Origin of the sequence: Shinella sp. BE166, assembly GCF_051201095.1 — a bacterium.
GTDB lineage: Bacteria > Pseudomonadota > Alphaproteobacteria > Rhizobiales > Rhizobiaceae > Shinella > Shinella lacus.
The window spans coordinates 89,116-101,137 of sequence record NZ_JBPEHL010000020.1; the positions used below are offsets into that span (position 1 = coordinate 89,116).

Below are 12,022 nucleotides of genomic sequence, written 5' to 3' on the forward strand. Positions count from 1 at the left end.
AGGACGACATAGGCATATTCACGCGACGGCGACTCATCGATCGCAATGTCGGTTTGGGGTTGGCCAAGATCGACAGCGCCGGACCGAGTCCCTCCATCCGTATCAACGGCATAAAACGCGTCGCCTCGGCAACGGTTATGAGCGATACGAATTCGAAGATGGCCCCTCCTGTGCCGGGTATTTCCACAGTGACATGTGAAAACGATCGACCGGCGGCCGCTCGGCAGTGCATTGACCATTAATGTCGGGCGCACCATCTAGGCGACATGCCAAAATCTGAAAAGAACGACGTCGAGTTGATGAGAAGGTGGACCCTAACGCCCGATGCCACGATGGGGTCATCCGTTCGCGCAAAGGGTATCCTGCAGGAGGTACAAGCGCGTCTGCCCGCTATCTCGAAGAAAGCGATCTCGCTCGAAGGAGTGGATCTTGTTCTCGCGATGCCGACCGATGAAAGATCCGCTTTTAACGCCGCGGTGTCTGTGGTCACGCAAACGCTGGATGATGCGCCATTCCTACCTGTCATCCCGCGCGAAATTCAAGACATTCTCGGCATGAAGACCAGCGAGCGGCATCGCTGGCTTGCGGACGGGCGCCTACCTAGCGCAGGGACGAGGACAGTCAGGCTGGCCGGGCGGGCCCGCCAGATCACCTTCCATGTTTTCGAACCGTCAGTGGTGGACGAGCTCCTCAATCGTGGCGCTGTCGATGAGTGGCGGGTGGAAGATGCCGAAGCGAGGGCGGAGAAGAGGAATGCCACCTATCTGGCGCGGCCGTCGAAGAAAAGCAAGCGGTCGAAAAAGGCGGACAATGGCACAGGCGATCCCGCATCGGGCCTCCCGGGTTGGGAGGATTTCGACGCGGACGGATTGCTTCGTTGAACGACCGGTGATTAAAAGCGCGCACGGGCGCCATGCAAAGCAAGAGCCCGAGAGCTCTCGCCCTCTTGGCCCGGCCCGCAACGGTATGATAGTTAGGTCTTTAAAGGATCGATCCGTGACCGTTGAGCAGATAGCTCAAGCATCTGAAAAAGAACCGCGTCGTGGCACAACGTTGACTTATGGAACGACGCCGTACTTCGTGCTTCGCCGAACTCCAGCACAATGCGCACTGTCTTGTCCCTTGCCTTTGGACGCAGCTCGTAATCGAATATCCGTGCCAGTGCGCGGACGACCATAATGAGCGGGACGCAGTCATGAAATCAATCTTGCTGGCACTCTTGGTGTCGATGAGCGCTACACCGTCTTTAGCCGGTCTGGAATCTCAAATTTCGATCCTTGAGCCTATCGAGACGGCTGAAATCAAATCCTGGAGCGATGCATCGTCGGGTGATGTCGAGTGCCGGGAGCTTGCAGATATTGCCAACGCCTTTCTCTGCCTCACGCAGACCAGCGAATTGCTGACGCGACTGATGGCACGGGCGTCTTTCTTTAAGGAAGCGTCTCCCCGCGGCCAGCTCATATCCGCGAAAAATGCGAGGTTCACGGAATCGGACCAAGCTCACTATGTCGGGCATGACACCGTTGCGGAGTTTATCAACGCATTCTACGCCAAGAGTGCTGAAAAGTGTGCAGGAGACCCGGAGCTTTGCGTCTCCCCTCTCGAAAAGGAGTTGTTCGAGAAGGTTATAAAACCACTGCACGAACGCCAGGTCACGGATTTCGCGATCCTTGCAGTAGAGGCGCGGGGTGAAGGCTTCATGAGCAATGTGACGCACGAGATACTTCATGCGCGCTATTACCTAAGCCCGGCTTATAGAAGCGTTGTGACAAAGTTCTGGAACGAAAATGTCATCCCTGACGATCGCGATAAGATACGCGTCTTTTTGGCCGACACCTACAATTTCGATGGCCCGGAAGGCGAAACACTTCTGATGAATGAGTTTCAGGCCTACACCCTTGAAGAAGGTGCGGACAAGGATGTGTCCGGCTTTGCTCGTATTGAACGGACCTATGGCGTCCAACTGAGAGAAGCCTTGAGCAGGAGCCGTTGAAAGGCAATGGTCGCGCCCGCGTTTGGAAGGCTTCTTAGTCGCAAAATAACGTTGTCATCACGACGGAGCTCAATGAAAATTCCGGCTCTTCACCTTAAGCCGATCGATTAGCAAATCCGGAATAAATATGTCTCTGGCCGGTGCTGCCGCTTTTGGCCTATCGCGCGAATCCGGCGCACCGCCTCCGTGAGCAAACTCATCGCCACGCCCATGTGGTAACGGAAACTGCTCATCCCGCTCGCCAAGCCTGCCGAGATCGTCGGAGAGATCGAACAGCCGTTGTGCTACGAGGTGGACCACATCGCCTTCCCGCTGGATCTTGCCGTTGATCGCCAGCATGGAGGCTGACAGCACAAGCCGGCGTTGCCGTTCGAACACCGTCGGCCAGACCACGGCGTTCACGATTCCCGTCTCGTCCTCCAGCGTCATGAACATCACACCCTTCGCCGACCCCGGACGCTGGCGTACGAGAACGAGGCCGCCTGTCATCAGCCAACGGCCATCCCTTTCGGCCATAGCCTCGGCACAGGTCGCCATGCGTTTGCGGCGCAAATCCTCCCGAAGGAACGAGATGGGGTGTTGCCGCAGCGTGAGGCCGACATGGGAATAATCTTCGACAACCTCATGTCCCGCCCTCATCGGGGCCAGGCTGACGTCGGGCTCATCGATTTCGGCGACTTGCTTTGCCTCCCGCTCGGCAGCCGCCACCCAAAGCTCCAGGGGTTCGTCGCGTAGCGCCTTGATCGCCCAGAGCGCATCGCGGCGCTGGAGGTTGAGAGAGGGCAGGAAAGCGTCGGCTTCCGCCAGTTTGACGAGAGAAGCCGTCGGCACCCCTGAGCGCCGCCAGACGTCATCGACCGACGAGAACGGATCATCCGCGCGCGCGGCAACAATCCTTGCCGCATCTGCCGTGGAGAGGCCTTTCACCATGCGCATGCCGAGGCGGACCGCGTGGTATCGACGGCCATCCACCTCTTCCAAGGTGCAGTCCCAGCGGGAAGCGTTGATGCAGACCGGCCGCACCTCCACCTCATGCACCTTGGCATCGGCCACGATTTGCGCTGGCGCATAAAACCCCATCGGCTGAGAGTTCAGGAGCGCGGCGCAGAAGGCGTCGGGGTGGTGGCGCTTTACCCAGCTGGAAGCATAGGCGATCAGCGCGAAGCTTGCGGCATGGCTCTCGGGAAATCCGTAGGACCCAAAGCCTTCAAGCTGGCTGAACGTGCGCTCGGCAAACTCCGCGCTGTAGCCGTTCTTGACCATGCCGGTGACCAGCTTCTCCTTGAACTTCGACACACCGCCGGTGAACTTGAACGTTGCCATGGATTTGCGAAGCTGGTCCGCCTCACCACCCGTGAAGCCCGCGCAGACCATGGCCACCTTCATCGCACTTTCCTGGAACAGCGGCACACCGAGTGTCTTCGACAGAACCGCCTCCAGCTCCGGCGTCGGATAGTCGACCTTTTCCTTGCCCTCACGCCGGCGAAGGTAGGGGTGGACCATGTCGCCCTGGATCGGTCCGGGGCGGACAATGGCCACCTGAATGACGAGATCATAGAAGGTGCGCGGTTTCAGTCGCGGCAGCATGGACATCTGCGCGCGGCTTTCGATCTGGAAGGTGCCGAGCGTGTCGGCTTTCCGAATCATAGCGTAGGTCGGCGGATCTTCAGAGGGGATCGACGCAAGATCCCGGGGGTCGCCCTTATGCTCCGCCATCAGAGCAAAGGCCTTCGACATGCAGGTGAGCATGCCCAGCGCCAGCACATCCACCTTCATGAACTTCAACGCTTCTATGTCGTCCTTGTCCCATTCGATGACCTGGCGGTCATCCATGCGAGCCGGCTCGATCGGCACGAGATCATCAAGCCGATCCTGCGTCAGCACGAATCCGCCCGGGTGCTGGCCGAGATGCCGCGGCGCACCCATGAGCTGCTGGGCGAGTTCGAGCGTGAGCTTCAGGCGATAGTCCGCAATGTTGAGGTTGTTTTCCTTGAGCTGACGTTCGGAGACCCCTTCCGACCAGCCCCATACACCCGACGACAGTTGCCCGATCATGTCCTCAGGCAAGCCGAGCGCCTTGCCGACGTCACGCAGAGCGCCCTTGGCGCGATAGCGGGTGACCGTCGAGCAAAGGGCTGCCTTGCTCCGGCCGTAGGTCTCGTAGATCCACTGGATGACCTCCTCACGCCGCTCGTGCTCGAAGTCGACGTCGATATCCGGTGGCTCGTCGCGCTCCTGGGAGATGAACCGCTCAAACAGCAGGTCGTTGGTCTCCGGATCGATCGACGTCACCCCGAGACAATAGCAGACGGCAGAATTTGCCGCCGACCCCCTGCCCTGGCACAGGATGCCTTTCGATCGCGCGAAACGGACAATGGAATAGACCGTGAGAAAGTACGGCGCATAGTTCATCGTCCGGATCAATTCGAGCTCGTGCAGAACGGACTTGCGCACCTTGTCCGGCAGACCCTCGGGATAGCGGTCGGCTGCTCCCTCCCATGTGAACTTCGCAAGCGACTGTTGCGGATCGAGACCAGGGACAATCGCCTCTTCCGGATATTGGTATTGCAGCTCGGAGAGATCGAAGTGGCAGCGATCGACGATCTCGCGCGTGCGGGCGAGCGCCTCCGGGTGTTTGGCAAAGAGCCGGTGCATCTCCTCCGGTGCCTTCAGATAGCGGTCGGCGTGTCGTTCGCGCTCGAAGCCCACGTCATCGATCGTCGTGCGGGTGCGAATACAGGTCACGACATCCTGCAACTGCCGGCGGCCGGGCTCGTGGAAGAGCACGTCGTTCGTGACGACCGTCCTGACCCTGAAGCGCCTGGCCATGGCCGCAATGCCATGAAGCCGGACCGCGTCGTTCGGCCGGCGCCGAAGGCACAGGCTGACATAGGCGCGATCACCGAACAGCTCGGCCATCTTTCGGAGCTGGACGCCACAGATGTCATCGGCCTCGTCGGGCACGAGCACGCCGATCATGCCGGCCGCATATTCCGACACATCGGCGAAATCGATCAGGCAATTGCCCTTCCCGCCACGCGACTTGCCGAAGGACAGCAGCCGGCATAAGCGGGAATAGGCTGGTCGGTCCATGGGGTAGACGAGGATCGACATACCGTCCGTCAGATCCAGGCGACAGCCGACGACAAGCCGCACACCGGTCGCCTTGGCCGCCTCCCAGGCGCGCACGATGCCGGCCAGGCTGTTGCGATCGACGATACCGAGCGCGTCGATGCCCACGGCCGCAGCTGCTGCAAACAGCTCATCCGCGCTGGAAGCACCCCGCAGGAACGAGAAATGACTCGTGACCTGGAGCTCGGCATATCTCATCCGAACACCCCATGCAGGAACCAGAAGTGCGATCCGGTTTCGGGGTCAATGCCATCGCCGGCGCGAAAGACCCAGTAGCGCTCGCCCTGCTCGTCCTCCACGACGAAGTAGTCGCGCACGGCATGGAACTCGCGCGGCCGAAGCCACCATTCGCCGAAGATGCGCTCCGGTCCGTCGGCGCGCACGACCTTCCGACGCTTGCCGTGCCAGGTGAAGACCGCCGGCGGCTGGTCCGGCAAAAGGGCGATGACCTCGATGCGTTCGGGGTTTGCAAACAACCGCGGCGGTCGCGGCCACTTGTTGGCCCAGGTCTGCCCGGTGGCAGGTGCCGTCGGGGAAATCTTCCTGACAGAACGCTCCGGCACGTCGGAAGCGACGGGCGCAACCCGGAAAAGCCGGTGGCCGCGGTTGCCGAGGATGTCGACGAGCGGCGTGATGTCGGCGACCTCCTCTTCAATGAGGGAAGAAGCCACCTGCCGCTCCTCAAGTGTCTCGGCAAAGACAGCGACCAGAACCATCTTTTCGATACCAAAGCCCGGTTCGATGGTTTGGATACGGTCGCAGAGCAGCTTCGAAAGACGCGCTGGATCGCGGACCGGCTTTGCCAGGCCGGCGCGAAGATATTGACGGGTGTTGTCCACGCGATGGATGATGAGGTCGCAGCGTCGCGCGCCAAGGCCGTTTTCCGCCAGCCGTGTTGAGAGCTGCCCGACCAGCCGGCGGACATATCTGGCGATGGTGCCGGGCGCCCCGATAGGCTCGGCGAAACTTTTCGAAGCCTCTACAAGCTCCGGGATGCGGATCGGTTCGATCGGCTCGGCGACCCGGCCAAACAGCTGGTCAAGCCGACGGGCAGGTTCCGGCCCGAACCGCAACGTCAGCGGCGCCCGCGGCATTGCGGAGAGCTTGCCGATCGTGTCGATCCCGAGGACCCGCAATCCGTGGATAATCTCCGATGATAGCCGCAAGGCCACGAGCGGCAGATCGATCACCGCCTTCATAACGTGACCAACCGGAACAACCGTCGTCTGCGCGGCCAGCAGCCGGGCGAGCGCGTGCGCTGCACCCCATGTCTCGGCAACGGCCGCCCGCGCCGTCAACCCATGGGCGTGCAGCCTGTTGACGAGACCGGAGACGAGAAGCTCCTCACCGCCCTGGAGATGGTCGGCCCCTTCTGTGTCCATTACCAGGCCATCACTGCCATCGACGGCGACAACGGGGCTGTATTGTCGGAGCGCCCATAGAGCCAGCTTTTCGAGCACGGCTGCGTCCTCGGCCGCGGCCGCGTCGACCATCAGGAGATCGGCGACCATCGCCTGCGCCCTGCTGGCGGGCATCCCTACCCGCAAACCCAGTTTGAGAGCGATCGGATCTGCGGCGGATATCCAGCGCTTTGAGCCGCTACGCGCTATCACGACGAGCGGCTTGTCAGCCGGCAAGGGCTCCGAAGCGTGCCGTCTGATCCGATCGATCGGCAGAAGTGGGAAGTAGACAGATACGACCCTTGGCATCGGGAGCTCCAATTTCAAACTCGGCGCACTCACCCGCCTTTACACGCATCAATTCCGCCAGCCACCGGGACCTCCCAACACCCGCTGCTGGCAATCTTTCAGACGGCAGGGTGCTGATGCGCCACCGCGTCGTCGACGCCGTCGGCTGCCCATAGTCCGAGGCCTCGTTCTGCCTTCGCCATCGTCTCAGCACGATGCCCATGCATCCGCTCTTCTCTGCCGCCAGTTGCAGCCGCCGCGAGGCATTCATCGGCAGGCGGACCAGTTCGGCGACCACAGCCGATAAACCGCCAAAGGACAGCCCCTCCTCGACCGCCGACAGGACGCCTTCATCCCGATCGCTCTCGCAGAACACCACACGATCCGGATGCAGCCCAGCTTGCGAGACCGCGGGAAAAAACAGGTCGCGGCGCGTCATGCACCACAGCACCCTGCCCTTGGTTCGCGCAGCAATCCCGGCCACGAAGAGCGCGGCCGCAGCGCCATCGACCGTGCCTCCCCCGCCCCCGGCAATCTCATGCAACGCCCCAAAGGCCAGCCCTCCACCCGGAAGCGCCTGGTCCATCTCTGGAACAGCGAATGGCAGGACGGATCGTGCACGCGCCTGCCCGCCTTCGAGCTGGCCGATGCGCTGTCGAAGCTCGGCAAGCACAGGATTGAGGGAACGGTTCGACACGACGGAATTGACGCTCCTTCAGGGGTTTCCAGCCGTTATTTAAGCTGATATGTTCCTTTTTTGTTCCTAATGCCGTTGCGAGTCAATCCACTCGAAACGGCGCTGTCGGCCATGAAGGCTGCCTTTGACAAGTCGATTTTGTGGATTCCACAAGGCTGATCAAAGGGATGGGGAAATGGAACGGGACAGGAATTTTTTCTTAGGAAAATTTGGGGCAGATGACGGCAGCCTATCTCGAAAAACTGAACGACCGGCAGCGCGAGGCCGTCGAGCATGGCGTTGGCCAGCCGGACGGCGCGATCGGCGGCCCGCTGCTCATCATCGCAGGTGCGGGCTCGGGCAAGACGAATACCCTTGCCCATCGCGTGGGCCATCTCATCGTCAATGGTGCCGATCCACGCCGCATCCTGCTGATGACCTTCTCGCGCCGGGCCGCTTCCGAGATGGGGCGCCGCGTCCAGCGCATCTGCCGGCAGGTGTTCGTAGATAACGCTGCGGTCATGACGGACGCCATGGCCTGGGCCGGCACCTTCCATGGCATCGGCGCGCGGCTACTGCGCATGTATTCCGAACAGATCGGCCTCAACGTCGATTTCACGATCCATGATCGCGAGGACAGCGCCGACCTGATGAACCTCGTTCGCCATGAGCTTGGTTTCTCGAAGACGGAAAGCCGGTTTCCGACCAAGGGGACGTGCCTTGCGATCTACTCGCGCGTCGTCAACTCCGAGAGTTCGATCAACGAGGTTCTGAAGGCATCCTACACCTACGTGCTCGGCTGGGAGGAGCAGTTGAAACAGCTCTTCGCCGCCTATGTCGAGGCCAAGCAAGCGCAGAACGTGCTCGATTACGATGACCTGCTGCTCTATTGGGCGCAGGTCATGTCCGACCCGGACCTAGCCGACGATATCGGCAACCGCTTTGACCACGTCCTCGTCGACGAATATCAGGACACCAACCGGCTGCAAGCCTCCATCCTTTTGGGGCTGAAGCCCGGCGGGCGTGGTCTAACCGTGGTCGGGGATGATGCCCAGTCGATCTATTCCTTCCGCGCCGCGACCGTGCGCAACATCCTCGACTTTCCGAACCAGTTCTCGCCAAAGCCGGCCGACATCATCACGCTCGATCGCAACTATCGCTCGACGCAGCCGATCCTGGCTGCCGCCAACGGCGTCATCGACCTTGCTCGCGAGCGCTTCACGAAGAACCTCTGGACGGACCGAGAATCTGAACAACGGCCCATGCTCGTGACCGTGAAGGACGAGACGGACCAGGCGAACTACATCGTCGAGCAGGTGCTGGCGAACCGCGAGGACGGCATGACGCTGAAGGAACAGGCCGTCCTGTTCCGCGCTTCTGATCACAGCAGCACCCTTGAGGTTGAGTTGACAAGGCGCAACATCCCCTTTGTGAAATTCGGAGGGCTCAAATTCCTAGACAGCGCGCATGTCAAAGACCTGCTTGCTATCCTGCGTTTTGCCCAGAACCCCCGCGATCGGGTAACGGGTTTCCGCCTTCTTAAGCTATTGCCGGGGGTCGGCTCGCAGACGGCAGCGAAAATCCTCGACACGATCAGCCCTGATCCTGAGCCCTTGCTATCGCTCGCCGAGATCCCGCCGCCGCCCAAGACAGGCGAGGCCTGGCCCGCCCTCGTTGCGCTGCTTTCCAGCCTGAGGAAGGCCGATGGCGGGTGGCCGGGCGAGATTGCGACGGCGCGGTCGTGGTACGAGCCTCACCTTGATCGTATCCATGAAGATGCTGACACCCGCAAAGCCGATCTCCTGCAACTCGAGCAGATCGCCGGAGGCTATCCAAGCAGGGAACGGTTCCTGACGGAGCTGACGCTCGACCCCCCGAGCGCAACCAGCGACCAGGCAGGCGTTCCGCTTCTCGACGAGGACTATCTGATCCTCTCGACGATCCATTCGGCCAAGGGTCAGGAATGGCGGGCCGTTTTCATGCTCAATGTCGTCGACGGCTGCATTCCCTCCGACCTCGGCGTGGGCACGACCGCGGAGATGGAGGAGGAGCGACGCCTGCTCTATGTCGGCATGACGCGAGCGCGCGACAATCTTTCGCTCGTCACGCCTCAACGGTTCTTCACCCATGGTCAGAACGCTCAGGGTGACCGCCATGTCTATGCTTCGCGGACCCGGTTCATTCCGGTGACCCTGCTGCAATATTTTGAGGTGACGAGTTGGCCGAAGGTCTCCGCCGCAGCCAGCGAGCGCAGCGCCCGTCAGATCAGGATCGACGTGGGTGCCCGCATGCGGTCCATGTGGAAGTGACATGAGTGATGAGCTCGAGACGATAGTCAGAAAGATCATCCATATCGACATGGATGCCTTCTATGCGTCTGTCGAACAGCGCGACAATCCGGAGCTTCGCGGCAGACCCGTAGCCGTCGGCGGGTCGACCGCGCGCGGCGTTGTTGCCGCGGCGAGCTATGAAGCCCGCGCCTTTGGCGTTCGCTCGGCGCTACCCTCGGTGACGGCGAAACGGCGCTGCCCGGACTTGATCTTCGTGCCTCCTCGCTTTGACGTCTACCGTGCTGTTTCCAGCCAGATCAGGGAGATTTTCGCGGAACACACTGACCTGATCGAGCCGCTGTCACTTGACGAAGCCTATCTCGATGTCACGGACAACAAGCTGGAGATACCCGTCGCAACCGAGATCGCCACCATGATCCGGGCGCGCATCAAGGAGGTCACCGGCCTCAACGCCTCCGCCGGCATCTCCTATTGCAAGTTCCTGGCCAAAATGGCGTCGGACCTCAACAAGCCCAACGGCCAGGCGGTGATCACGCCGAAGAATGGACCGGCCTTCGTTGAGGCGCTCGCGGTGAAGAAGTTCCACGGCGTTGGACCGGCGACCGCCGCGAAAATGGAGCGGCTTGGCATTATGACCGGGGCTGACCTCAAGGCGAAATCGCTCCCCTTCCTGCAGGAGCATTTCGGGAAGTCTGGCGGCTGGTATTACAGCATCGCCCGCGGCATCGATCACCGGGCCGTCCAACCGGATCGTCCGCGCAAGTCCGTCGGCGCCGAGGACACGTTCGTGGTCGACCTGTTCGATCTGGAGGCCGCCCGCGCCGAGATAACACCGATCGCTGCGAAGGTCTGGCGTCACTGCGAGAGCAAGGGCCTCAATGGCCGGACGGTCACGCTAAAAGTCAAATACACCGACTTCCAGATCATCACCCGCAGCCGAACTATGACCAATCCGATCGGCACGGCAGATGACCTGGAGGGCGTGAGCCAATCACTTCTCGAGCCCCTATTTCCGACTGCGAAAGGTGTTCGTCTCCTCGGCATCACGGTCTCGTCCTTTATCGATGACGAGGTGAGCGAGGCAAACCAACTCGAACTGCAAATCTAGGCACGCTCGGATTGAGGGTAACGTCGAAATCCACTCCCGCTGCCTTATATAGCCATTGCCTCGTGCGACGACAGTGTAGAACCGCCAGCCAATCGGAGGAGCCATGTGCAATGATTATCGCCTGATGGTCGAACTCGCATCGGTCATTGAGGAGTTCGAAAATCTGAAAATCAAAATCCGGTTTCCCGAAGGCCGACCCAATGTCGAAGCGCGCGAGGACATCAAGATCACCGACACGGCGCCGATCATCCGGACCGTGGAGGGTGAGCGCGCGGTAGGCGAGCTTGTCCAACGCCGGTGGAGCTGGCCGAGCCCGACGAAGAAGCCGGTCTACAATTTCCGAGCAGAAGGACGAGAGTTCGGCCCAAACCGGTGCCTCATCGTCGCTGATGGTTTCTACGAGTTCACTGCGCCGGTGGACCCGAAAAAGAAACGCAAGGACAAGTGGCTATTTCGCAAGATCGGCGAACCGATCTTCGCGATCGCCGGCATTTGGCGAGAGACCGATGATGTCGGCGATGCCTTCACCATGCTCACCATAGAGCCCGGCCCGGACATTGCGCCCTACCATGACCGGCAGATCGTCATCTTGGAACTGGAGACATGGGCAGACTGGCTGGATCCCTCGGTATCCGCCAAGGAGTTGATCAGGCCACTTCCGAGCGGATCTTTGTCGGTAGAGCACGTCGCTTGATGCGATTTTCGCTCCCGCATAGCCAAGCGAGCGCGCTCAAGAATTTCTGCTACGCTACGGAGCGCTGCGGAATTGCATTGCGCCACGGCACTTCATTATCATTTGCTATTGAAAACAACCCCGTTTTGGGGTTGGGCGGCTGTATCTCGACTGTAAAACATCCTCGCAGATGCCTCGACCACAGACCGATGCGTCTTTGCATTAAAGCCACCCGCCGGAAACGTCTCGATGATATACCTGGCAAAAGCGTGCTTCGCTTCGTCGGACAGGTCAAACCACGGTTGTGAAGTGATCTCATCGAAGAGCGCTTTGAGGCCGCTTAATTCTTCAGGCTCAAAAGCTGTGTGAATAGCCCCTAGATTTGTAGACGCCTTCTTTCCTAATTTTGAGGCAGGAAGAGCATCATGAGCAAATCGAATTTCAGCGAAGATTTTAAGCGT

Annotated in this window: 9 protein-coding genes; 5 read left to right on the plus strand and 4 right to left on the minus strand. The window is 60.5% G+C overall.

All coding sequences use genetic code 11. The features are described 5' to 3' along the window. The first annotated feature begins 266 nt into the window (after window positions 1–266). The gene (locus J2Y63_RS30910; RefSeq protein WP_435269153.1) at window positions 267–881 is read left to right on the plus strand and encodes a hypothetical protein; all 615 of its coding nucleotides are present in this window, start codon (window positions 267–269) and stop codon (window positions 879–881) included. A 314-nt stretch (window positions 882–1,195) separates the two neighbouring features. Next, the gene (locus J2Y63_RS30915; RefSeq protein WP_435269154.1) at window positions 1,196–1,993 is read left to right on the plus strand and encodes a hypothetical protein; all 798 of its coding nucleotides are present in this window, start codon (window positions 1,196–1,198) and stop codon (window positions 1,991–1,993) included. A gap of 69 nt (window positions 1,994–2,062) precedes the next feature. On the opposite strand, the gene J2Y63_RS30920 is transcribed toward J2Y63_RS30915, so the two are convergent. The 3 genes from J2Y63_RS30920 to J2Y63_RS30930 are packed head-to-tail and all read right to left on the minus strand — an operon-like array spanning window position 2,063 to window position 7,510. Continuing rightward, window positions 2,063–5,323 carry an error-prone DNA polymerase gene (locus J2Y63_RS30920; protein ID WP_435269155.1) on the minus strand — a complete coding sequence of 1,087 codons (3,261 nt, stop codon included), beginning with the start codon at window positions 5,321–5,323 and terminating at the stop codon, window positions 2,063–2,065. Continuing rightward, window positions 5,320–6,834 (minus strand): Y-family DNA polymerase, encoded by a 1,515-nt coding sequence (locus tag J2Y63_RS30925; protein ID WP_435269156.1) that lies wholly within the window; start codon window positions 6,832–6,834, stop codon window positions 5,320–5,322. Before J2Y63_RS30925 ends, J2Y63_RS30920 begins: the two co-directional genes overlap by 4 nt. Then, entirely contained in the window at window positions 6,752–7,510 is a 759-nt protein-coding gene (locus J2Y63_RS30930; protein ID WP_435269157.1) for an ImuA family protein, read from the minus strand. Before J2Y63_RS30930 ends, J2Y63_RS30925 begins: the two co-directional genes overlap by 83 nt. Before the next feature lie 218 nt (window positions 7,511–7,728). On the opposite strand from J2Y63_RS30930, the gene J2Y63_RS30935 reads away from it, so the two are divergent. The 3 genes from J2Y63_RS30935 to J2Y63_RS30945 all read left to right on the plus strand — a co-directional run bounded on the left by J2Y63_RS30935 (window position 7,729) and on the right by J2Y63_RS30945 (window position 11,582). Continuing rightward, window positions 7,729–9,798, plus strand: a complete 2,070-nt coding sequence (locus J2Y63_RS30935) for an ATP-dependent helicase (protein ID WP_435269158.1) — start codon at window positions 7,729–7,731, stop codon at window positions 9,796–9,798. A gap of 1 nt (window position 9,799) precedes the next feature. Continuing rightward, window positions 9,800–10,888 carry a DNA polymerase IV gene (gene dinB, locus J2Y63_RS30940; RefSeq protein ID WP_435269163.1) on the plus strand — a complete coding sequence of 363 codons (1,089 nt, stop codon included), beginning with the start codon at window positions 9,800–9,802 and terminating at the stop codon, window positions 10,886–10,888. A 103-nt stretch (window positions 10,889–10,991) separates the two neighbouring features. Further along, complete coding sequence (locus J2Y63_RS30945) at window positions 10,992–11,582, plus strand: SOS response-associated peptidase family protein (RefSeq protein ID WP_435269159.1); 591 nt, start codon at window positions 10,992–10,994, stop codon at window positions 11,580–11,582. Window positions 11,583–11,680: 98 nt separating this feature from the next. Here the strand turns inward: J2Y63_RS30945 and J2Y63_RS30950 are convergent. Further along, a partial coding sequence (locus J2Y63_RS30950) for a hypothetical protein (protein WP_435269160.1) occupies window positions 11,681–12,022 on the minus strand: 342 nt, incomplete at its 5' end.